Origin of the sequence: Klebsiella sp. HC6 (assembly GCF_022605325.1) — a bacterium.
GTDB classification, from domain to species: Bacteria; Pseudomonadota; Gammaproteobacteria; order Enterobacterales; family Enterobacteriaceae; genus Klebsiella; species Klebsiella terrigena.
Genome location: NZ_CP093276.1, coordinates 5708730 through 5731421 on the forward strand (window position 1 = coordinate 5708730; position 22692 = coordinate 5731421).

Annotated in this window: 15 protein-coding genes, 6 tRNA genes and 3 rRNA genes; 4 read left to right on the plus strand and 20 right to left on the minus strand. The window is 54.7% G+C overall.

Translation table 11 applies throughout. The features are described 5' to 3' along the window. Positions 1–2: 2 nt before the first annotated feature. From tuf to MMW58_RS27495, 6 genes are all read right to left on the minus strand, one after another. The gene (gene tuf, locus MMW58_RS27470; protein ID WP_041142972.1) at positions 3–1187 is read right to left on the minus strand and encodes an elongation factor Tu; all 1185 of its coding nucleotides are present in this window, start codon (positions 1185–1187) and stop codon (positions 3–5) included. 116 nt (positions 1188–1303) lie between these two features. Further along, positions 1304–1379 (minus strand) — tRNA-Thr (locus MMW58_RS27475). 5 nt (positions 1380–1384) lie between these two features. Beyond that, positions 1385–1459 (minus strand) — tRNA-Gly (locus tag MMW58_RS27480). A gap of 120 nt (positions 1460–1579) precedes the next feature. Continuing rightward, positions 1580–1664, minus strand: a tRNA-Tyr gene (locus MMW58_RS27485). A 10-nt stretch (positions 1665–1674) separates the two neighbouring features. Further along, a tRNA-Thr gene (locus MMW58_RS27490) sits at positions 1675–1750 on the minus strand. A gap of 85 nt (positions 1751–1835) precedes the next feature. Further along, a complete protein-coding gene (locus tag MMW58_RS27495) occupies positions 1836–2129 on the minus strand; it encodes a hypothetical protein (protein ID WP_241722502.1) in 294 nt (97 codons plus the stop codon). A gap of 121 nt (positions 2130–2250) precedes the next feature. Here MMW58_RS27495 and coaA point away from each other — a divergent pair, with 121 nt between their 5' ends. After that, a complete protein-coding gene (coaA, locus tag MMW58_RS27500) occupies positions 2251–3201 on the plus strand; it encodes a type I pantothenate kinase (protein ID WP_128879336.1) in 951 nt (316 codons plus the stop codon). Between the two features lie 26 nt (positions 3202–3227). Here the strand turns inward: coaA and birA are convergent, their stop codons facing one another. From birA to pepQ, 11 genes are all read right to left on the minus strand, one after another. Then, on the minus strand, positions 3228–4190 hold the full coding sequence (gene birA / locus MMW58_RS27505; RefSeq protein ID WP_041143533.1) for a bifunctional biotin--[acetyl-CoA-carboxylase] ligase/biotin operon repressor BirA: 963 nt from the start codon (positions 4188–4190) through the stop codon (positions 3228–3230). Further along, positions 4187–5215, minus strand: a complete 1029-nt coding sequence (gene murB / locus MMW58_RS27510; RefSeq protein ID WP_241722503.1) for a UDP-N-acetylmuramate dehydrogenase — start codon at positions 5213–5215, stop codon at positions 4187–4189. Before murB ends, birA begins: the two co-directional genes overlap by 4 nt. A gap of 368 nt (positions 5216–5583) precedes the next feature. After that, a 5S ribosomal RNA gene (gene rrf / locus MMW58_RS27515) occupies positions 5584–5699 on the minus strand. A gap of 96 nt (positions 5700–5795) precedes the next feature. Then, positions 5796–8703: ribosomal RNA gene (locus MMW58_RS27520) — 23S ribosomal RNA — on the minus strand. Positions 8704–8909: 206 nt separating this feature from the next. Beyond that, positions 8910–8985 (minus strand) — tRNA-Ala (locus MMW58_RS27525). 110 nt (positions 8986–9095) lie between these two features. Further along, positions 9096–9172: transfer RNA gene (locus MMW58_RS27530), tRNA-Ile, on the minus strand. Positions 9173–9242: 70 nt separating this feature from the next. After that, a 16S ribosomal RNA gene (locus MMW58_RS27535) occupies positions 9243–10782 on the minus strand. The 16S, 23S and 5S rRNA genes sit together here with 2 tRNA genes alongside, the layout of an rRNA operon. Before the next feature lie 403 nt (positions 10783–11185). Further along, a complete protein-coding gene (gene hemG, locus MMW58_RS27540) occupies positions 11186–11719 on the minus strand; it encodes a menaquinone-dependent protoporphyrinogen IX dehydrogenase (RefSeq protein ID WP_045853578.1) in 534 nt (177 codons plus the stop codon). 11 nt (positions 11720–11730) lie between these two features. Further along, positions 11731–13182, minus strand: coding sequence for a Trk system potassium transporter TrkH (gene trkH, locus MMW58_RS27545; RefSeq protein WP_076948014.1), 1452 nt, complete (start codon positions 13180–13182; stop codon positions 11731–11733). A gap of 40 nt (positions 13183–13222) precedes the next feature. After that, entirely contained in the window at positions 13223–13837 is a 615-nt protein-coding gene (locus tag MMW58_RS27550) for an IMPACT family protein (protein ID WP_133601404.1), read from the minus strand. After that, positions 13837–15168 (minus strand): Xaa-Pro dipeptidase, encoded by a 1332-nt coding sequence (pepQ, locus tag MMW58_RS27555; RefSeq protein ID WP_045853581.1) that lies wholly within the window; start codon positions 15166–15168, stop codon positions 13837–13839. The genes MMW58_RS27550 and pepQ overlap by 1 nt, the downstream gene beginning before the upstream one ends. A gap of 192 nt (positions 15169–15360) precedes the next feature. On the opposite strand from pepQ, the gene fadB reads away from it, so the two are divergent. Both fadB and fadA read left to right on the plus strand, forming a co-directional pair. Beyond that, positions 15361–17550, plus strand: coding sequence for a fatty acid oxidation complex subunit alpha FadB (gene fadB / locus MMW58_RS27560; RefSeq protein WP_159237874.1), 2190 nt, complete (start codon positions 15361–15363; stop codon positions 17548–17550). A 9-nt stretch (positions 17551–17559) separates the two neighbouring features. Next, positions 17560–18723: an acetyl-CoA C-acyltransferase FadA gene (gene fadA, locus MMW58_RS27565; protein ID WP_041143527.1), complete on the plus strand. Its 1164-nt coding sequence runs from the start codon at positions 17560–17562 to the stop codon at positions 18721–18723. A gap of 258 nt (positions 18724–18981) precedes the next feature. Here the strand turns inward: fadA and fre are convergent, their stop codons facing one another. Beyond that, entirely contained in the window at positions 18982–19683 is a 702-nt protein-coding gene (gene fre / locus MMW58_RS27570) for an NAD(P)H-flavin reductase (protein WP_123710435.1), read from the minus strand. Between the two features lie 55 nt (positions 19684–19738). Beyond that, positions 19739–21208 carry a 4-hydroxy-3-polyprenylbenzoate decarboxylase gene (ubiD, locus tag MMW58_RS27575; protein ID WP_041143525.1) on the minus strand — a complete coding sequence of 490 codons (1470 nt, stop codon included), beginning with the start codon at positions 21206–21208 and terminating at the stop codon, positions 19739–19741. Between the two features lie 177 nt (positions 21209–21385). Here ubiD and rfaH point away from each other — a divergent pair, with 177 nt between their 5' ends. Then, positions 21386–21874, plus strand: coding sequence for a transcription/translation regulatory transformer protein RfaH (rfaH, locus tag MMW58_RS27580; RefSeq protein WP_041143524.1), 489 nt, complete (start codon positions 21386–21388; stop codon positions 21872–21874). An 8-nt stretch (positions 21875–21882) separates the two neighbouring features. On the opposite strand, the gene tatD is transcribed toward rfaH, so the two are convergent. Further along, positions 21883–22677, minus strand: coding sequence for a 3'-5' ssDNA/RNA exonuclease TatD (gene tatD / locus MMW58_RS27585; RefSeq protein WP_241722504.1), 795 nt, complete (start codon positions 22675–22677; stop codon positions 21883–21885). Positions 22678–22692 lie beyond the last annotated feature (15 nt).

Sequence of the window (22692 nt, forward strand, 5' to 3'; positions counted from 1 at the left end):
GATTAGCTGAGAACTTTAGCAACAACGCCCGCGCCAACGGTACGACCGCCTTCACGGATTGCGAAACGCAGACCGTCGTCCATCGCGATCGGGTGGATCAGGGTAACAACCATTTTGATGTTGTCGCCCGGCATTACCATCTCTACGCCTTCCGGCAGTTCGATGGTGCCAGTCACGTCAGTTGTACGGAAGTAGAACTGCGGACGGTAGCCTTTGAAGAACGGAGTATGACGGCCGCCTTCATCTTTGGACAGGATGTAAACTTCAGATTCGAATTTGGTGTGCGGCTTGATAGAACCCGGCTTAGCCAGTACCTGACCACGTTCGATTTCTTCACGTTTGATACCACGCAGCAGAACGCCAACGTTCTCACCAGCACGGCCTTCGTCCAGCAGTTTGCGGAACATTTCAACGCCGGTACAGGTAGACTTAGCGGTGTCTTTGATACCAACGATTTCAACTTCTTCGCCAACTTTAACGATACCGCGCTCTACACGACCGGTAACAACGGTACCACGGCCGGAGATGGAGAATACGTCTTCGATAGGCAGCAGGAACGGCTTGTCGATAGCACGTTCTGGTTCCGGGATGTAAGAATCCAGGTAGCCAGCCAGTTCAACGATCTTAGCTTCCCACTCTGCATCGCCTTCCAGCGCTTTCAGAGCAGAACCACGGATGATCGGAGTGTCGTCGCCCGGGAAATCGTACTGAGACAGCAGTTCACGAACTTCCATCTCTACCAGTTCCAGCAGCTCTTCGTCATCAACCATGTCGCATTTGTTCAGGAACACGATGATGTACGGAACGCCTACCTGACGACCCAGCAGGATGTGCTCACGAGTCTGCGGCATCGGGCCGTCAGTCGCAGCAACAACCAGGATCGCGCCATCCATCTGAGCAGCACCGGTGATCATGTTTTTAACATAGTCGGCGTGGCCCGGGCAGTCTACGTGTGCGTAGTGGCGAGTCGGGGTGTCATATTCAACGTGGGAAGTGTTGATGGTGATACCACGAGCTTTTTCTTCCGGTGCGTTATCGATCTGGTCGAATGCGCGCGCAGAACCACCGTAGGTTTTAGCCAGAACGGTAGTGATTGCAGCAGTCAGCGTTGTTTTACCATGGTCAACGTGGCCGATAGTACCGACGTTAACGTGCGGTTTTGTACGTTCAAACTTTTCTTTAGACATCGATTGTCCCTCTAAGACACGGATAAATCGGTGATATCACCACATCAACCAGGCAACATGCCCGACTTGTTGAATGCAATAGAATAGAGAGAAACAGGGAAGGAGAGATAAAGAAGTGGTGCTGATACCCAGAGTCGAACTGGGGACCTCACCCTTACCAAGGGTGCGCTCTACCAACTGAGCCATATCAGCACGTCTGGAGCGGGCAGCGGGAATCGAACCCGCATCATCAGCTTGGAAGGCTGAGGTAATAGCCATTATACGATGCCCGCATCCTGAAACTCGGCTACCCAGTTCTTTCTATAACAAAAAAAAGAGAGTTATCTCTTTTCTTTGTTTGAGCTGATTAGCTTAACCAATCAACTCTGGCTCCGCAAAGCGTTGCCGAAAGATGGTGGTGGGGGAAGGATTCGAACCTTCGAAGTCGATGACGGCAGATTTACAGTCTGCTCCCTTTGGCCGCTCGGGAACCCCACCAGGCACTTGATGGTGCCGACTACCGGAATCGAACTGGTGACCTACTGATTACAAGTCAGTTGCTCTACCTACTGAGCTAAGTCGGCATCAAGTAGCGCGCATTTTAGGGAGACCTGCGGATTCATGCAACTAAAAAATTGCATAAATCGTTCTATCGCTCATATTTTGCTCTCAAACACCAAAAAGCGGTGTAATTTCAATCGATGAAGAACAAAAAAACACCATTCCTCTCGCAATATTCCCATTCAAAGCCCGCTGCGGATAGGCAAGGGACGCATTTTGCCGCGTCCCCGGCACAATAAAGTCGCTTTGCTCTCTGCTATATAATGGATAGCTGATTGGCCTGAGCGACTCGTTGACTGCATCATCGGCGTTTACTGCCCGCCGCCGTTTGCCCCCGCATGAGCTTTGACGTCCTTTATTCACAAATTTCACTCTTGTGATGTTGGCGTGAGAAAGCATCATTCAATGCGTTTTTTTCTTATTATTCCCTGCAATCTGGTGTTACCCTCCTGCCCATTGTCCTGATTAACTTATGTGAAGCATCTGCGCCTGTCTTTAATTTGGCGATGGTAAGAAAATGCTTATGAGCAAAAAAGAGCAAACGTTAATGACACCTTATCTACAATTTAACCGCAACCAATGGGCTGCACTTCGTGATTCCGTCCCGATGACGCTAACAGAGGAAGAAATCACGCGGTTAAAAGGCATCAACGAAGATCTTTCGCTGGAGGAAGTCGCGGAAATTTATTTGCCGCTGTCGCGTTTGCTTAATTTCTATATCAGTTCCAACCTGCGTCGTCAGGCCGTACTGGAACAGTTTCTTGGTACTAACGGTCAGCGTATTCCGTATATCATCAGCATCGCCGGTAGCGTCGCGGTAGGTAAAAGTACAACCGCGCGCGTGCTGCAGGCGCTGCTTAGCCGCTGGCCAGAGCATCGGCACGTTGAACTGATCACCACCGATGGCTTCCTGCATCCTAATGCCGTATTGAAAGAACGCGGCCTGATGAAGAAGAAGGGCTTCCCGCAGTCTTATGATATGCACCGGCTGGTCAAGTTCGTCTCCGATCTGAAATCAGGCATCGCCAACGCTAAAGCCCCGGTCTATTCACACCTGATTTATGATGTTATTCCCGATGGCGATAAGACGGTTTCCCAGCCGGACATTTTAATTCTTGAAGGATTAAATGTTTTACAAAGCGGGATGGATTATCCACACGATCCGCATCATGTATTTGTTTCTGATTTCGTTGATTTTTCTATATATGTTGATGCGCCGGAAGAAATGCTGCGGAGCTGGTATATCAATCGTTTTCTAAAATTCCGTGAAGGCGCATTTACCGATCCTGACTCGTATTTCCATAATTACGCAAAGCTCTCGAAAGATGAAGCCGTCAATATAGCCACCTCGCTGTGGAATGAGATCAACTTACTGAATCTCAAAGAAAATATCCTGCCAACTCGTGAAAGAGCGAGTCTGATAATGACCAAGAGTGCCAACCATTCGGTCGACCAGGTCCGCTTGCGGAAATAAAAAAGGGAGCCTCGGCTCCCTGTTATTTATTCGGCGCTGCGTAGCGATATTTCACCGCCAACCCATGGTTTAATCACCCCATCCTGCTCAAGTAATAATGCTCCCTGAGTATCGATGCCACGGGAAATCCCGAAGATCTCTTTATCTCCGATAATAAGCTTAACCGGGCGATTGAGGAAATTATCTAATTTTTCCCAGCGCGACAGGTAAGGAGCCAGCCCTTCCTGTTCAAATAGCTGCAGTCCCGCCCGTAGCTCTTTAATCAGGCGCGCGGCCAGCGCATTACGGTCGATAGAGACTCCGGCTTCCTGCAGGCTAATCCAGCCCTGATTGACCACATCAGACTCCACGCGCCGCATCGCCAGGTTGATCCCTGCACCGCTCACTATCTGCGCCGCATCGCCCGTTTTTCCCGTCAACTCCACCAGGATGCCGGACAGCTTCCGGTCCTGAAGGTACAGATCGTTTGGCCACTTGACGCGAACCTTATCGGCGCCGAGGCTCTGAAGTACCTCAGCAATAACAATGCCAATCACCAGGCTCAAGCCTACCGCTGCGGCAGGTCCCTGCTCCAGTCGCCAGTAGATGGAAAGATAGAGATTCGCACCGAAGGGTGAGAACCACTTGCGCCCGCGGCGACCGCGCCCAGCCTGCTGATATTCCGCAACACAGGCATCGCCAGACTGAAGCTCGTTAAGCCTGTCCAATAAATACTGGTTTGTGGAATCAATCACCGACAGCACGGTGACGCGGCCCTGATCGATCTGTCCGGCAATCAGCTCTTCATTTAGTAATTGAACCGGTTCCGGAAGGCTGTAGCCTTTACCTGGGACGGTAAAGACATCAACTCCCCAGTCGCGCAGCGTCTGAATATGCTTATTGATTGCAGCCCGGCTCATTCCCAGACGTTCGCCAAGCTGCTCGCCGGAATGAAACTCGCCGTCAGCCAGAATAGATATCAGGGTCAGGGGAATGGTGTTGTCCCTCATGCAATCGCCTCCTCAGCGTTAACTTCACCGGTTGCGCCAATAAAGCGGACTTCGGGCTGCAGCCAGACGTTGAACATCTCGCCAACCCGCTGGCGGACGTAGTGAGCAAGATCGATCACATCATCGCTGGTTGCATGATGGTCATTGATTAATACCAGCGCCTGCTGGCGATGTACTGCCGCACCACCGATGGTTTTCCCTTTGAGCTGGCATTGATCGATAAGCCATCCAGCGGCCAGCTTGATGCTGCCATCCGCCTGCGGATAGTGCGGCGCATTTGGGAAAGCGGCCAGCAATTCATGCCCTTTCTCCGCGCTAATTACCGGGTTTTTAAAGAAGCTGCCGGCGTTACCATTTACCTTTGGATCGGGAAGCTTGGTCATTCGCATATGGCAAACAGCATCAAATACCTGTCGAGGCGTCACGGTATTTGGGTCAAGACGGGCCAAATCGCCATAGGTCAGCACCGGCTGCCAGACTTTAGGCAACCTGAGGCCAACGGCCACGATGGCATAGCGATCCTGATATTCATGTTTGAAGATACTATCCCGGTAGCCAAAACGGCACCCGTTGGCCGAAAGCCGCTGTTTGTGCCCGGTTGCCAGCTCAATACAGTCGACATACAGGCAGACACGCTGGAGCTCGACGCCATAAGCACCAATATTTTGAATGGGTGAAGAGCCAGCGCAGCCAGGGATCAAGGCAAGATTCTCCAGGCCCGGCATTTCTTTATCTAAAGTAAACTGCACCAGATGGTGCCAGTTCTCCCCTGCCCCAACGTGTAGATGCCAGGCTTCAGGCGTTTCTGTAACCTCAATCCCCAGGATGCGGTTGATAATGACCGTACCAGAATAATCCTTTAGAAAGAGCACGTTGCTTCCTTCCCCGAGGATTAAGACCGGCTGTTCCTCTGCGGTGGCATCCTGCCAGGCAGACAGTAGCTGTTGCTCATTTTCGGCGCGCACAATTGCTTTGGCTGTACGATCGATGCCAAAGGTATTCCAGGGTTTAAGGGAGTGATTCATAGTGGCTTCCTGATGCAAAATCTGCACTAGTTTACCGTATATGTCAGGGGAAGGCTTGTTCGGTTTGGTCGCTGGTCTCTGGATATTCCCGGATCGCGGCGCGCAGCGCCCGAACCGGGCGGCGTCCGGCCGCTTTTCCTTAAACCGCAGACAACAAAAAAACCCCATGCCTGCGCATGAGGTTTTTCTGTTTGTTTGATGCCTGGCCGTTGTATGCCGGGCCTCCTGCCCGCCACCCTCCGGGCAGCACGGCGTGCTGTGCAAATTCGTTCCCGACGAATTTGTCCTACTCAGGAGAGCGCTTACCGACAAACAACAGATAAAACAAAAGGCCCAGTCTTTCGACTGAGCCTTTCGTTTTATTTGATGCCTGGCAGTTCCCTACTCTCACATGGGGAGACCCCACACTACCATCGGCGCTACGGCGTTTCACTTCTGAGTTCGGCATGGGGTCAGGTGGGACCACCGCGCTGTTGCCGCCAGGCAAATTCTGTTTACCAACACGCCATCAAGGCCTGTCAGTTAATCTGTATCAGCTGAAAATCTCTCAAATCACCACACCAAACAGCTTTGGCGTTGTAAGGTTAAGCCTCACGGTTCATTAGTATCGGTTAGCTCAACGTATCGCTACGCTTACACACCCGACCTATCAACGTCGTCGTCTTCAACGTTCCTTCAGGACTCTCAAGGAGTCAGGGAGAACTCATCTCGGGGCAAGTTTCGTGCTTAGATGCTTTCAGCACTTATCTTTTCCGCATTTAGCTACCGGGCAATGCCATTGGCATGACAACCCGAACACCAGTGATGCGTCCACTCCGGTCCTCTCGTACTAGGAGCAGCCCCCCTCAATTCTCCAGCGCCCACGGCAGATAGGGACCGAACTGTCTCACGACGTTCTAAACCCAGCTCGCGTACCACTTTAAACGGCGAACAGCCGTACCCTTGGGACCTACTTCAGCCCCAGGATGTGATGAGCCGACATCGAGGTGCCAAACACCGCCGTCGATATGAACTCTTGGGCGGTATCAGCCTGTTATCCCCGGAGTACCTTTTATCCGTTGAGCGATGGCCCTTCCATTCAGAACCACCGGATCACTATGACCTGCTTTCGCACCTGCTCGCGCCGTCACGCTCGCAGTCAAGCTAGCTTATGCCATTGCACTAACCTCCTGATGTCCGACCAGGATTAGCTAACCTTCGTGCTCCTCCGTTACTCTTTGGGAGGAGACCGCCCCAGTCAAACTACCCACCAGACACTGTCCGCAACCCGGATCACGGGTCTACGTTAGAACATCAAACATTAAAGGGTGGTATTTCAAGGTTGGCTCCACGCAGACTGGCGTCCACGCTTCAAAGCCTCCCACCTATCCTACACATCAAGGCTCAATGTTCAGTGTCAAGCTATAGTAAAGGTTCACGGGGTCTTTCCGTCTTGCCGCGGGTACACTGCATCTTCACAGCGAGTTCAATTTCACTGAGTCTCGGGTGGAGACAGCCTGGCCATCATTACGCCATTCGTGCAGGTCGGAACTTACCCGACAAGGAATTTCGCTACCTTAGGACCGTTATAGTTACGGCCGCCGTTTACCGGGGCTTCGATCAAGAGCTTCTCCTTACGGATAACCCCATCAATTAACCTTCCGGCACCGGGCAGGCGTCACACCGTATACGTCCACTTTCGTGTTTGCACAGTGCTGTGTTTTTAATAAACAGTTGCAGCCAGCTGGTATCTTCGACTGATTTCAGCTCCACGAGCAAGTCGCTTCACTTACCATCAGCGTGCCTTCTCCCGAAGTTACGGCACCATTTTGCCTAGTTCCTTCACCCGAGTTCTCTCAAGCGCCTTGGTATTCTCTACCTGACCACCTGTGTCGGTTTGGGGTACGATTTGATGTTACCTGATGCTTAGAGGCTTTTCCTGGAAGCAGGGCATTTGTTACTTCAGCACCGTAGTGCCTCGTCGTCACACCTCAGCGTTAACAAGAGTCCGGATTTACCTAAACTCTCCGCCTACATGCTTAAACCGGGACAACCGTCGCCCGGCTAACATAGCCTTCTCCGTCCCCCCTTCGCAGTAACACCGAGTACAGGAATATTAACCTGTTTCCCATCGACTACGCCTTTCGGCCTCGCCTTAGGGGTCGACTCACCCTGCCCCGATTAACGTTGGACAGGAACCCTTGGTCTTCCGGCGAGCGGGCTTTTCACCCGCTTTATCGTTACTTATGTCAGCATTCGCACTTCTGATACCTCCAGCAACCCTCACAGGCCACCTTCAACGGCTTACAGAACGCTCCCCTACCCAACAACGCCTAAGCGTCGCTGCCGCAGCTTCGGTGCATGGTTTAGCCCCGTTACATCTTCCGCGCAGGCCGACTCGACCAGTGAGCTATTACGCTTTCTTTAAATGATGGCTGCTTCTAAGCCAACATCCTGGCTGTCTGTGCCTTCCCACATCGTTTCCCACTTAACCATGACTTTGGGACCTTAGCTGGCGGTCTGGGTTGTTTCCCTCTTCACGACGGACGTTAGCACCCGCCGTGTGTCTCCCGTGATAACATTCTTCGGTATTCGTAGTTTGCATCGGGTTGGTAAGTCGGGATGACCCCCTAGCCGAAACAGTGCTCTACCCCCGAAGATGAATTCACGAGGCGCTACCTAAATAGCTTTCGGGGAGAACCAGCTATCTCCCGGTTTGATTGGCCTTTCACCCCCAGCCACAAGTCATCCGCTAATTTTTCAACATTAGTCGGTTCGGTCCTCCAGTTAGTGTTACCCAACCTTCAACCTGCCCATGGCTAGATCACCGGGTTTCGGGTCTATACCCTGCAACTTAACGCCCAGTTAAGACTCGGTTTCCCTGCGGCTCCCCTATACGGTTAACCTTGCTACAGAATATAAGTCGCTGACCCATTATACAAAAGGTACGCAGTCACCTGACAAATCAGGCTCCCACTGCTTGTACGTACACGGTTTCAGGTTCTGTTTCACTCCCCTCGCCGGGGTTCTTTTCGCCTTTCCCTCACGGTACTGGTTCACTATCGGTCAGTCAGGAGTATTTAGCCTTGGAGGATGGTCCCCCCATATTCAGACAGGATACCACGTGTCCCGCCCTACTCTTCGAACTCACAGAATGTGCATTTTAGTGTACGGGAGTATCACCCTGTACCCTGCGACTTTCCAGACGCTTCCACTAACACACAAACTGATTCAGGTTCTGGGCTGCTCCCCGTTCGCTCGCCGCTACTGGGGGAATCTCGGTTGATTTCTTTTCCTCGGGGTACTTAGATGTTTCAGTTCCCCCGGTTCGCTTCGTTAAGCTATGTATTCACTTAACGATAGTGTGTCGAAACACACTGGGTTTCCCCATTCGGAAATCGCCGGTTATAACGGTTCATATCACCTTACCGACGCTTATCGCAGATTAGCACGTCCTTCATCGCCTCTGACTGCCAGGGCATCCACCGTGTACGCTTAGTCGCTTAACCTCACAACCCGAAGCTGTTTCGTAAAACAGGTCGTGTTGTGAAAATTTGAGAGACTCGAACACACCGTCTTTCCTTTCTTATTACGGAGAAAGGAAACAGTGTGTCGTTTCAATTTTCAGCTTGATCCAGATTTTTAAAGAGCAAAACTTCGCAGTGCACCTTTTCAGGAACACTCTGAAGTTTTCTTATTTTGTGCAGTAAAAGGATGGTGGAGCTATGCGGGATCGAACCGCAGACCTCCTGCGTGCAAGGCAGGCGCTCTCCCAGCTGAGCTATAACCCCATCGTAAAACTAATCTCTTGTACCGGTAATTCAGACTGAGACAAGGCGTGGGAGGACGAAGCATACTGAAGTATGCGAGTCGTTTCACAACGCAGTATTCAGGATGAATTTGGTAGGCCTGAGTGGACTTGAACCACCGACCTCACCCTTATCAGGGGTGCGCTCTAACCACCTGAGCTACAAGCCTGCAGAGATTTTTTACTGCTTATTTTTCATCAGACAATCTGTGTGAGCACTACAAAGGCAGGTTCTTCAGGTAAGGAGGTGATCCAACCGCAGGTTCCCCTACGGTTACCTTGTTACGACTTCACCCCAGTCATGAATCACAAAGTGGTAAGCGCCCTCCCGAAGGTTAAGCTACCTACTTCTTTTGCAACCCACTCCCATGGTGTGACGGGCGGTGTGTACAAGGCCCGGGAACGTATTCACCGTGGCATTCTGATCCACGATTACTAGCGATTCCGACTTCACGGAGTCGAGTTGCAGACTCCGATCCGGACTACGACATACTTTATGAGGTCCGCTTGCTCTCGCGAGGTCGCTTCTCTTTGTATATGCCATTGTAGCACGTGTGTAGCCCTACTCGTAAGGGCCATGATGACTTGACGTCATCCCCACCTTCCTCCAGTTTATCACTGGCAGTCTCCTTTGAGTTCCCGGCCGAACCGCTGGCAACAAAGGATAAGGGTTGCGCTCGTTGCGGGACTTAACCCAACATTTCACAACACGAGCTGACGACAGCCATGCAGCACCTGTCTCAGAGTTCCCGAAGGCACCAAAGCATCTCTGCTAAGTTCTCTGGATGTCAAGAGTAGGTAAGGTTCTTCGCGTTGCATCGAATTAAACCACATGCTCCACCGCTTGTGCGGGCCCCCGTCAATTCATTTGAGTTTTAACCTTGCGGCCGTACTCCCCAGGCGGTCGACTTAACGCGTTAGCTCCGGAAGCCACTCCTCAAGGGAACAACCTCCAAGTCGACATCGTTTACAGCGTGGACTACCAGGGTATCTAATCCTGTTTGCTCCCCACGCTTTCGCACCTGAGCGTCAGTCTTTGTCCAGGGGGCCGCCTTCGCCACCGGTATTCCTCCAGATCTCTACGCATTTCACCGCTACACCTGGAATTCTACCCCCCTCTACAAGACTCTAGCCTGCCAGTTTCGGATGCAGTTCCCAGGTTGAGCCCGGGGATTTCACATCCGACTTGACAGACCGCCTGCGTGCGCTTTACGCCCAGTAATTCCGATTAACGCTTGCACCCTCCGTATTACCGCGGCTGCTGGCACGGAGTTAGCCGGTGCTTCTTCTGCGAGTAACGTCAATCGACAAGGTTATTAACCTTATCGCCTTCCTCCTCGCTGAAAGTACTTTACAACCCGAAGGCCTTCTTCATACACGCGGCATGGCTGCATCAGGCTTGCGCCCATTGTGCAATATTCCCCACTGCTGCCTCCCGTAGGAGTCTGGACCGTGTCTCAGTTCCAGTGTGGCTGGTCATCCTCTCAGACCAGCTAGGGATCGTCGCCTAGGTGAGCCATTACCTCACCTACTAGCTAATCCCATCTGGGCACATCTGATGGCATGAGGCCCGAAGGTCCCCCACTTTGGTCTTGCGACGTTATGCGGTATTAGCTACCGTTTCCAGTAGTTATCCCCCTCCATCAGGCAGTTTCCCAGACATTACTCACCCGTCCGCCGCTCGTCACCCGAGAGCAAGCTCTCTGTGCTACCGCTCGACTTGCATGTGTTAGGCCTGCCGCCAGCGTTCAATCTGAGCCATGATCAAACTCTTCAATTTAAGTTTGATGCTCATGAATTAAACTTCGTAATGAATTACGTATGTTCACTCAGAGACTTGGTATTCATTTTTCGTCCGAGGACGTTAAGAATCCATGTCACTTTGAGTGCCCACACAGATTGTCTGATAAATTGTTAAAGAGCAGTTGCGACGCGCTTTAGCGCTCTGTCGCGAGGTCCCGTATATTACGTTTTCCTCATTCAGAGTCAAGCGTTTATTTTGCTTTTCTCTGTCGGCTTCCGCGGCTGATATTCAGCGCTGGAGCCTTCTGACCCGGCGGCCTGTAAGCCGTTGTTCCGTGTCAGTGGAGGCGCATTATAGGGAGTTCTCCGACGTTGACAAGCCCTGTTTGCAAAAAACTTTTCAACCGCTCAGTTTGCCATCACCACGGTGATTTTATCCGCTATTTGCTGCTCATTTGTGCGATCTCTCGCGCAAAATTAGCGACCTGCTGCCAGTCGGTATAGACCACTTCTTTACTGGTATCCGTTTCACCGCCGGTCATCTTCATAATCAGGCGGATCATTACGCGGTCGTACCAGCTATAGCGCGGATAGCGCAGCGCACCGGCAAACACCGCGCTACGCTGCGGCTGCCACGGTGAACCGAGCAGGAACTTGCGCGTATAGCTATTGGTTTGCGGAGTACGCTTCTCAGGTTTACGCGCCACGAGGTTAACCGAAAAAAACGCACCGGGCAGCGCGTTCAGCGACTGCAGGTGCTTCTTCACGAAGCGGTCAACCGCAGGATGGAAGTGGCCATAGCGAATGGATGCCCCAATCACCACGCGATCGTAGTCGTGCCATGCAACCGCATCGGCGCGGTTAAGGTTGAGGGTGTCCGCATCGACGCCCAGCTCTTTCAGCTCGGATGCCAGAAAGGAGGCAATTTCACGCGTCTGCCCATCACGGGTGGAAAATAGAATCAACGTTTTCACAAATACTCCAGCTATTCACGCCAGAAAGTGGGAGTAAACAGCACCAACAGGGTGAACACTTCCAGACGACCAAACAGCATATTAGCAATCAGGATCCATTTTGCGACCGGATTCATCGTCGCAAAGTTATCCGCCACGACGCCCAGGCCCGGCCCCAGGTTGTTTAATGTTGCGACGACCGAAGCAAATGCGGAGAAGTCATCGACGCCGGTAGCAATAATCGCCAGCATACTAATGATAAACACCAGCGCATAGGCGGAGAAGAATCCCCATACTGCTTCGAGGATGCGTTCCGGCAGCGCGCGGTTGCCCAGCTTAATGCTGTACACCGCGTTCGGGTGTACCAGGCGTTTCAGCTCGCGGTTCCCCTGCTTAAAGAGCAGCAGGATACGAATAACCTTCAGACCCCCCCCCGTCGAACCGGCACAGCCGCCGATAAATGCCGAGCACAGCAGCAGCACCGGAAGGAACAGCGGCCAGCGCGCAATGCTATCGGTGGTGAAGCCCGCCGTCGTGGCCATTGAGACAACCTGGAAGAAGGCCTGATTCAAGGTGGTTAACGCGGAGCTATAGACATCATGCAGCCACAGCACCAGCGTGCAAATCACCACCAGCGTCAGCTGTACGCCAATAAACATGCGGAATTCGGGGTCACGCCAGTACACCTTCAGGCTTCGTCCGCTAAGCAATGAAAAGTGCAGGCCGTAGTTACAGCCGGAGATCAGCAGAAAGACCGCAATAATCGAGTTAATCGTCGGACTGTCAAAGTAGCCGACGCTGGCGTCATGCGTGGAGAAGCCGCCAATAGCGATGGTCGAAAAGCTGTGACCGATGGCGTCAAACGCCGGCATCCCGGCAAACCACAGCGCCAGCGCGCAGGCGACGGTCAGCAGAACGTAGATGAGCCACAGCGTTTTTGCCGTTTCGGCGATTCGCGGGCGCATTTTGTTATCCTTCAGCGGCCCGGGCATCTCCGCCCGGTACAGCTGCATCCCACCGACGCCGAGTATCGGCAGGATTGCGACCGCCAGCACAATGATCCCCATACCGCCAAACCACTGCAGCATCTGGCGATAAAAAAGGATGGCATGAGGCAGCGAGTCGAGGCCAACCAGAGTGGTCGCGCCCGTGGTGGTGAGGCCAGAGAAGGATTCAAAAAACGCATCGGTTACCGTCAGGTTTGGCTGCTCGGCGAAGATAAACGGTAGCGCACCGACGCTGCCCAGCACGGTCCAGAAGAGGACGACGATCAGGAAGCCCTCGCGGGATTTCAGTTCACCCTTTTCACGGCGGTTCGGCCACCATAATAGAGAGCCAATAGCTAAAGCGGCGAAAAAGGTCTGGGTAAACGCCCGCCCGGCACCATCACGGTATATCAGGGCCACTAATCCCGGGAGGATCATGGTCCCCGAAAATAAAATGACCAGCAGTCCAACGATTCGGGTAATCGCGCGAAAATGCATCTCTGGCGCTTCCTTTGATATGCAAAAAATCAGGTGGGGATTATTCGTCAATCTTCAGTAATTGCAACGAGCCACGGCTAAAATCAGCCAGTTTTGCTGAAAATGACGCCACTTCAGCTTGAGGAAGCGCAACACGCAGCTGGACGAACGCCTGATATTCGCTTTCGACAATTTGCCCTGCGAACTGGGTCAACAGCGCCTCAACACCGGCTAATTGCCCGTATTCACACTGCAAAGTATATGCGGTCAGCGGCGTCTTGCGCTGCGTTGTCAGCTGAGCAAGCGCCTGGTGTACGCCACCGCCATAGGCCTTCACCAGACCACCGGTACCCAGTAGAATACCGCCGTAGTAACGCACTACGACGGCGGTTATCTCACCAACGCCGCTGCCCATAAGCTGTGCCAGCATCGGTTTACCCGCCGTTCCCGCCGGTTCGCCATCGTCGGAGAAACCCAGCTGCTGTGAATCATTCGGCGGCCCGGCCACCCACGCCACGCAGTGGTGGCGAGCATCCGGGTGATCCGCTCTTACTGATTCAACAAACGCCTTTGCCGCCATTACGCCATCGGTGTGCGCCAGTAGCGTAATAAACCGGCTCTTCTTAATCTCTTCGACAAAGCTCACCGGCGCGGCCGGTATCAACCAGCTGTCCATCAGGCCAGTTTCAGGTCACGCGTCATATTTTCGACACTGCTTTCATGGATAACGACGTTATCTTCGATACGAATGCCGCCAAACGGCTTCAGCGCTTCAATTTTCTGCCAGTCGAAGTGCTTGCTGAACTGCCCTTCGCGCCACGGCGCCAGCAGGGATTCAATAAAGTAGATACCCGGCTCGATGGTCAGCACCATACGCGGCTGGATCACGCGCGTGCAGCGCAGGTACGGATATTTAGACGGCGCCGCCAGATGGGTACCGGAATCATCCTGCATAAAGCCGGCGACATCATGCACCTGCAGGCCCAGCGGGTGGCCGATGCCGTGAGGCATAAACGGCCCGGTCAGGTCGTTTTCGACCATCGCCTCTTCGCTCATGTTGGTGACGATCTGATGTTTACGCAGCAGCTTAGCAATGCGCTGATGGAACTGGACGTGGTAATCCACGTAGCTGGTGCCGACTTTCAGCGTGCTAATCAGCGCCAGCTGCTCGTCATTAACGTCCTTAATCAGCTGGGCAAAGTCGCTATCGCCATGCGCGGCCCAGGTACGCGTGAGATCCGCTGCATAGCCGTTATATTCCGCACCGGCATCGAGCAGGAAGCTGCGCGCTTCCGCCGGCGCACGGTGATCCAGTTTGGTGTAGTGCAGCACGGAGGCGTGCTCATTGATCGCCACGATGTTGCTGTACGGTACGTCGGTATCGCGGTGGCCGGTCGCGGTCAGATAGGCCTGGTTGATATCGAACTCGCTCATCCCGGACAGGAAGGCTTCATGCGCCGCCCGATGACCGTTGATCGCTGATTTCTGCGCTTCGCGCATGCAGGCCAGCTCATAATCCGTTTTATAGGAGCGGTAGTAGTGCAGATAGTCGATAACCCCTTTCGGGTTGATTTTATCCGCGGCGATCTCTAACCCCAGCGCGCGCTCAGGGACCGGGCCGATATAGCCAATGTTGCCGCGCGCCGCCGGGAGCTGGCTACCGATACCATCCGCCTTCGGCAGCGCAATCACGTCCACCTCTTCGGTCCAGAATGAAGTCGGCAGCGGCTCAACGTTATGCCAGTAATCAACCGGCAGGTAGAACCACAGCTTCGGCTTATTGACGCCATCCACCAGCAGCCAGCAGTTAGGAACCTGCGTGACGGGCACCCACGCTTTAAACTGCGGATTGACCTTGAACGGGTACGGATGATCGTCAAGAAAAACGTTAACCAGCTCACCGGAGTGAATCAGTAAGGCATCGAGCTTAAAGCGAGATAAAACATCACGGGTACGTTCTTGTAGGGTAGCAATATGGTTTTTATAGAGCGCGGCTAGTGATTCCATCTATTTATCCTTTGATTTTATTAGATCGTGACTCTCCGCATCTTAGCACATCGGCTTCCGGCAGGGCGATTTCCGCCGGGTGTGATCCGACCAGCATTTATTTAAAGACTTGTTTGCAATTCTTTAACATAAATCCCACACTCCGTTTCATCTGGTACGACCAGATCATATTGCTGGACTCAGGAGACTGACATGCTCTACAAAGGCGACAACCTGTACCTCGACTGGCTGGAAGATGGCATTGCCGAACTGGTGTTCGATGCCCCCGGCTCGGTGAACAAGCTCGATACCGCAACCGTAGCCAGCCTCGGCCATGCGCTGGACGTGCTCGAAAAGCAAACAGATCTTAAAGGGCTGCTGCTGCGCTCTGAAAAAGCGGCCTTTATCGTCGGTGCCGACATAACCGAATTTCTCTCCCTGTTCCTGGTCCCGCAGGAGCAGCTGAGCCAATGGCTGCATTTTGCCAATAGCGTTTTCAACCGCCTCGAAGATTTACCGGTGCCCACCGTTTCAGCGGTCAACGGCTATGCGCTGGGCGGCGGCTGCGAGTGCGTGCTGGCGACGGACTATCGCCTGGCCACGCCGGACCTGCGCATCGGCCTGCCGGAAACTAAGCTGGGCATTATGCCGGGCTTCGGCGGTTCAGTGCGTATGCCGCGCCTGCTCGGCGCCGATAGCGCGCTGGAAATTATCGCCGCCGGCAAAGACGTCGGTGCGGATCAGGCGCTGAAAATCGGCCTCGTCGACGGCATCGTCAAGCCGGAGAAGCTGCGCGACGGCGCGCTCAGCATTTTACGCCAGGCCATTAGCGGCGATCTCGACTGGCAGGCGAAGCGCCAGCCGAAGCTGGAGCCGCTGAAGCTCAGCAAAATCGAAGCGACCATGAGCTTCACCATTGCGAAAGGCATGGTTGCCCAGACCGCCGGTAAACACTATCCGGCGCCGATGACCGCCGTCAAAACCATCGAAGCTGCCGCCCGACTCGGCCGCGATGAGGCGCTGAAGCTGGAAAATCAAAGCTTCGTCCCGCTGGCGCACACCAAAGAGGCCCGCGCGCTGGTCGGCATCTTCCTCAACGATCAGTACGTCAAAGGCAAAGCGAAGAAGCTCACCAAAGACGTTGAAACCCCAAAACAGGCCGCCGTGCTGGGCGCGGGGATTATGGGTGGCGGTATCGCCTATCAGTCTGCCTGGAAAGGCGTGCCGGTCATCATGAAGGATATTAACGACAAATCGCTGACGCTCGGCATGAACGAAGCCGCCAAGCTGCTTAACAAACAGCTTGAGCGCGGCAAGATTGACGGCCTGAAGCTGGCTGGCGTCATCGGCACCATTCACCCGACGCTGGACTACTCCGGCTTTGAGCGCGTGGACGTGGTCGTTGAAGCCGTTGTCGAAAACCCGAAAGTGAAAAAAGCGGTGCTGGCTGAGACCGAAGGCAAAGTGCGCCCGGATACGGTGCTGGCCTCCAACACCTCAACGATCCCGATCGGTGAACTGGCGGACGCTCTGCAGCGTCCGGAGAACTTCTGCGGCATGCACTTCTTTAACCCGGTGCACCGTATGCCGCTGGTTGAAGTGATTCGCGGCGAAAAAACCTCGGACGAGACGATTGCCAAAGTGGTGGCCTGGGCCAGCAAGATGGGCAAAACGCCGATCGTGGTTAACGACTGCCCCGGCTTCTTCGTCAACCGCGTGCTGTTCCCCTACTTCGCCGGCTTCAGCCAGCTGCTGCGCGATGGCGCGGACTTCCGCAAGGTCGATAAGGTCATGGAGAAGCTGTTCGGCTGGCCGATGGGCCCGGCGTACCTGCTCGACGTGGTCGGCATCGATACCGCTCACCACGCGCAGGCGGTGATGGCCGCCGGCTTCCCGCAGCGCATGCAGAAAGATTATCGCGATGCGATTGACGCCCTGTTCGACGCTACCCGCTTCGGCCAGAAAAACGGCCTTGGCTTCTGGCGCTATACCCAGGACAGCAAAGGCAAACCGAAGAAAGAAGAGGACGCGGCCGTTGAAGGCCTGCTGGCGGACGTGAGCCAGCCGAAGCGCGACTTCAGCGATGAAGAAATTATCGCCCGCATGATGATTCCCATGGTCAACGAAGTGGTGCGTTGCCTGGAAGAAGGCATTATCGCCAGCCCGGCGGAAGCGGATATGGCGCTGGTTTATGGCCTCGGCTTCCCTCCGTTCCACGGCGGCGCCTTCCGCTGGCTGGATACGCTGGGCAGCGCAAAATATCTCGATATGGCACAGCAGTATCAGCACCTCGGCCCGCTGTATGAGGTGCCGGAAGGTCTGCGCAGCAAAGCGCGCCATAACGAACCCTATTACCCCCCGGTTGAACCTGCCCGTCCGGTAGGCGAGCTGAAAACGGCTTAAGGAGTCACAATGGAACAGGTTGTCATTGTCGATGCAATTCGTACCCCGATGGGCCGTTCAAAAGGCGGCGCGTTTCGCCACGTGCGTGCGGAAGACCTCTCCGCGCACCTGATGCGTAGCCTGCTATCGCGTAATCCGGCGCTCGACGCGACCACGATCGACGATATCTACTGGGGCTGCGTACAGCAAACGCTGGAGCAGGGTTTCAACATCGCACGTAACGCTGCGCTGCTGGCGGAGATCCCGCACTCGGTGCCCGCGACGACGGTTAACCGCCTGTGCGGTTCATCGATGCAGGCGCTGCACGATGCGGCGCGCATGATCATGACCGGCGACGCCAGCGTATGCCTGATTGGTGGCGTGGAGCATATGGGCCACGTGCCGATGAGCCACGGCGTCGATTTCCACCCGGGCCTTAGCCGTAACGTCGCCAAAGCGGCCGGCATGATGGGCCTGACGGCAGAAATGCTGGCACGTCTTCACGGCATCAGCCGCGAAATGCAGGACCAGTTTGCCGCACGCTCCCACGCTCGCGCATGGGCTGCGACGCAATCCGGCGCCTTTAAAAATGAGATTGTCGCCACGGGCGGTCACGACGCCGACGGGGTACTGAAATCATTTAACTATGATGAAGTTATTCGCCCGGAAACCACCGTAGAGGCGCTGGCCGCGCTGCGCCCCGCCTTTGACCCGGTCACCGGCACCGTCACGGCGGGCACCTCTTCCGCCCTCTCCGACGGCGCTGCCGCCATGCTGCTCATGAGCGAGAGCCGCGCCCGGGAGCTGGGGCTGAAACCCCGTGCCCGCGTACGCTCAATGGCCGTTGTTGGCTGCGATCCGTCCATCATGGGCTACGGCCCGGTTCCGGCCTCAAAGCTGGCGCTGAAAAAGGCCGGACTGAGCGCCAGCGATATCGACGTTTTTGAAATGAACGAAGCGTTTGCCGCGCAGATCCTGCCGTGCATAAAAGATCTGGGCCTGATGGAGCAGATCGACGAAAAGATCAACCTTAACGGCGGAGCGATCGCCCTGGGCCACCCGCTGGGCTGCTCCGGCGCGCGTATCAGTACCACGTTAATTAATCAGATGGAGCGCAAAGACGCGCAGTTTGGGCTGGCCACCATGTGCATTGGTTTAGGTCAGGGGATTGCGACGGTATTTGAGCGGGTTTAATTGAAGGGGGTTCTCAACGCCACTGGACCCAGAACAGCCGAAGGATGCCTTCGGTGAGGGACACGGATGTCCCTTATTCATCCCGATGAGCTGACGCAAGTGAGTAATGCGGGTGAATGAGCGCCGCCAACGCAGTGATGGTAACAATGGCGAAGAGAGAAGGTTTAGTTGCCGTTCTTCCCGCCTATCAGGGGCGGGTTTTTTATTTCTGCAATCCACCATCAGCCGCCCCTTCCCGCAAGAACGGGGCGCCGATAATCAGATAAACGCGAAGGCGTCACCAAACAGACGATCTTCACGCGCCTGACGCTCATTACAGAACAGGTCGCGGGCAATTTTAGCCATTTCGAAGCGACCGGCGATGTAGATATCATGCTCCGCCAGGGTACCGTAATCCTGCAGCACCGCGGTCAGCACGGTTCCGGAACGTCCGCGCCAGTCTTCTTCCGGCTGTTCAACAACCGGCTCGATGCGCAGGCCAGGATGCTCAATGCTCAGCGCTTCCAGCTCAGACAGATCGTAGAGGTGCTTCGCCTCGCGGCCGCCCCAGTAGATGGCAATATCGCGATTCGGATTGCGGGCCAGAGCCGTTAACAAAATGGAACGCACGTATGAAAAACCGGTTCCCCCGGCAATGAGAATGAGCGGACGATCCTCATCTTCACGCAGCCAGGCTTCGCCATGCGGGATATCAACCTCAATCTCACGCTCTTTCAGGATGCGATCCATGACCGCCATCGCATACAGGTTTAGCTCAGAAGCGCCGATATGCAGTTCAATAAACTCCTGTTCCGCTGGCGTAGAGGCCATAGAGAACGGACGCTTATCGCGCTCATCCATTACCACCATCAAATACTGGCCGGCGCGGAAAGAGAAAGCCGCTTCTGGCACTAATCGAACGCGATACACGGTATCGGTAATCGCCTCCACCGAGGTCACTTTACAGCTTAAGGTTGTCATGCGTCCCCTCTGTCGGGTCTATAGAGCAAAACAGCGGCGTTAGCCCCGCTTACTGTTATTTAAAGATAGCCAGCTCGTCCCAGATGGCGTCGACGCGCGCCGTCACCTCAGGATCTTTTTTGATTGGGCGGCCCCATTCTCGCTGGGTTTCGCCTGGCCATTTGTTTGTGGCATCCAGCCCCATTTTTGAACCCAGGCCGGAAACCGGCGAGGCAAAATCCAGATAATCAATTGGCGTATTTTCTACCAGTACCGTATCACGAGCCGGGTCCATCCGGGTAGTAATCGCCCAGATCACATCGTTCCAGTCGCGCGCGTTAACGTCATCATCGCAGACAATAACGAATTTGGTGTACATAAACTGGCGCAGGAAGGACCATACGCCCATCATCACGCGTTTAGCATGTCCTGCGTACTGTTTCTTCATCGTGACTACCGCCAGGCGGTAAGAGCATCCTTCCGGCGGCAGGTAGAAATCGACAATTTCCGGGAACTGCTTTTGCAGAATCGGCACAAAGACTTCGTTGAGCGCCACGCCTAATACGGCAGGCTCATCGGGCGGTCTTCCGGTGTAGGTCGAATGGTAAATGGCATCTTCGCGTCGGGTAATATGGGTCACCGTAAACACCGGGAAGCTGTCCACTTCGTTGTAATAGCCGGTGTGATCGCCGTACGGCCCTTCCGGCGCCATTTCACCCGGTTCAATATACCCTTCCAGCACAATTTCAGCGCTGGCGGGTACTTCCAGATCGTTAGAAATACACTTCACGACTTCCGTTTTCGTTCCGCGCAGCAGGCCGGCAAAAGCGTACTCTGAAAGGGTATCGGGAACCGGCGTCACTGCCGCAAGAATAGTCGCCGGGTCGGCGCCGAGCGCCACGGAGACCGGGAAACGCTCTCCCGGATGCGCCGCACACCACTCCTGGAAATCCAGCGCGCCGCCGCGATGGGATAGCCAGCGCATAATCAGCTTATTTTTGCCAATCAGCTGCTGGCGATAGATACCCAGATTCTGCCGTTCCTTATGCGGGCCGCGGGTGACCGTCAGCCCCCAGGTAATCAGCGGCGCGGCATCATCCGGCCAGCAGGTCATAATCGGGATCTGCGTCAGGTCGACGCTCTCGCCTTCGATAATTTTCTGCTGACAGGGAGCGCCGCGCAGGCGCTTAGTCGGCATGTTCAGTACCTGCTTGAACTGCGGCAGCTTATCGAAGAGATCGCGAAAGCCTTTTGGCGGCTCGGGTTCTTTGAGGAAAGCTAACAGCTTGCCCACTTCCCGCAGCGAGCTAACGTCTTCCTGCCCCATGCCCATCGCCACGCGCTTAGGCGTGCCAAACAGATTACACAGCACCGGCATGGTGTAACCTTTAGGATTTTCGAATAGCAGAGCCGGGCCGCCGGCACGTAAAGTGCGATCGGCAATTTCGGTGATTTCCAGATGAGGATCGACCGGCAGGGATATCCTTTTCAGTTCCCCCTGCTGCTCCAGTAATGTCAGAAAGTCGCGTAGATCGTGGTATTTCATGGAGTTGTTATTGACCTCTATACAGGCGGCTGATTATACGGTGTTCGCCGGCGCCATGCTGTACTTTTGTTAAATTAGCGTGAAAGAATATAGAATTTTAGTTTTCACTTATAATGGCTTTCGCGATCGCTCCAGGCTTTTGTTATGCTTGCTACTAATCGAGTGGAAAGAGTTATTATGCAAGCCTGGTATTTACTGTATTGCAAGCGTGGGCAGCTTCAGCGCGCCCAGGAACATCTCGAACGGCAGGCGGTCAATTGCCTGATGCCGACGATCGCACTGGAAAAAATCGTCCGCGGTAAACGCACTACGGTCAGCGAACCCCTGTTCCCTAACTATCTGTTTATCGAATTCGATCCGGAAGTTATCCATACCACGACCATTAGCGCTACGCGCGGCGTGAACAGCTTCGTTCGTTTTGGCGCCCAGCCGGCTACCGTACCGTCGGCGGTTATCCATCAGCTCTCGATCTATAAACCGGAAGGCATTACGGATCCGGAAACGCCGCATGGCGGCGATAGCGTGCTGATTACCGACGGGGCGTTCGAAGGCCTGCAGGCGATCTTCAGCGAGCCGGATGGCGAAACTCGCTCTATGCTGCTGCTGAACCTGCTTAACAAGCAGGTGCTGCAGAGCGTCAAAAATACCGACTTCCATAAAATCTGACGGCGCGGTTAAAAGCGAACGCCAAAGAGCGTTCTGGCATTGGCGTCCGTCACCTCCTCCAGCCGCTGAGCCTCCTCTCCGCGCCAGCCCGCAACGCACGTCAGGATGTGCGGTAGGTGCACGGGCTCGTTGCGCCGGGAATTGGGTTTAGGGCTCAGGTCTCGCGGCAGTAGATAGGGCGCATCGGTCTCAATCAGAAGGCGATCGGCCGGAATTTCAGGCAGCAGATTGCGCAGCTCAAGGCCTCGACGCTCGTCGCATACCCAGCCGGTGATCCCGATATACAAACCTCTCTTCAGACACTCGTGCACTTCATCACGACTGCCGGTAAAGCAGTGCAGCACGGCTCCGGGCAGCTTATCCAGCCACGGCGAGAGCAGCGTCAAAAAGCGCTCGTGGGCGTCGCGGCAGTGCAAAAATACCGGCAGCGAAAGCTCGGCCGCCAGCGCCAGCTGGGCGCTAAACGCCGCTTCCTGCTCCGCCGGAGTCGAAAAGTTACGGTTGAAATCGAGGCCGCATTCACCGATTGCCACCACTTCCGGTCTGCGAGCCAGCTCGCCGATCGCCACCGCGACCGACTCCGTCCAGCTGCTGCTGTCATGCGGGTGCACGCCTGCGGTTGACCAGCAGCGGGAATAGCGCTGCGCCATCTGCTGCGCCTGTTCACTTTCATGGAGATTGGTGCCGGTCAGCAGCATGCCGGTCACGCCGGCCGCCTGAGCGCGGGCAACGACCTCGTCACGATCGCGAGAAAACTGTGAACTGGTCAGATTTACGCCAATATCAAACATCTCCCCTCCCATATGACAACCGCCCTG

Coding starts and splice junctions, on each gene's coding strand:
- tuf (WP_041142972.1), bottom strand. CDS start 1,187: ATGTCTAAAGAAAAGTTTGAACGTACAAAACCGCACGTTAACGTCGGT.
- MMW58_RS27495 (WP_241722502.1), bottom strand. CDS start 2,129: ATGATGCTTTCTCACGCCAACATCACAAGAGTGAAATTTGTGAATAAA.
- coaA (WP_128879336.1), top strand. CDS start 2,251: ATGAGCAAAAAAGAGCAAACGTTAATGACACCTTATCTACAATTTAAC.
- birA (WP_041143533.1), bottom strand. CDS start 4,190: ATGAGGGACAACACCATTCCCCTGACCCTGATATCTATTCTGGCTGAC.
- murB (WP_241722503.1), bottom strand. CDS start 5,215: ATGAATCACTCCCTTAAACCCTGGAATACCTTTGGCATCGATCGTACA.
- trkH (WP_076948014.1), bottom strand. CDS start 13,182: ATGCATTTTCGCGCGATTACCCGAATCGTTGGACTGCTGGTCATTTTA.
- MMW58_RS27550 (WP_133601404.1), bottom strand. CDS start 13,837: ATGGACAGCTGGTTGATACCGGCCGCGCCGGTGAGCTTTGTCGAAGAG.
- pepQ (WP_045853581.1), bottom strand. CDS start 15,168: ATGGAATCACTAGCCGCGCTCTATAAAAACCATATTGCTACCCTACAA.
- fadB (WP_159237874.1), top strand. CDS start 15,361: ATGCTCTACAAAGGCGACAACCTGTACCTCGACTGGCTGGAAGATGGC.
- fadA (WP_041143527.1), top strand. CDS start 17,560: ATGGAACAGGTTGTCATTGTCGATGCAATTCGTACCCCGATGGGCCGT.
- fre (WP_123710435.1), bottom strand. CDS start 19,683: ATGACAACCTTAAGCTGTAAAGTGACCTCGGTGGAGGCGATTACCGAT.
- ubiD (WP_041143525.1), bottom strand. CDS start 21,208: ATGAAATACCACGATCTACGCGACTTTCTGACATTACTGGAGCAGCAG.
- rfaH (WP_041143524.1), top strand. CDS start 21,386: ATGCAAGCCTGGTATTTACTGTATTGCAAGCGTGGGCAGCTTCAGCGC.
- tatD (WP_241722504.1), bottom strand. CDS start 22,677: ATGGGAGGGGAGATGTTTGATATTGGCGTAAATCTGACCAGTTCACAG.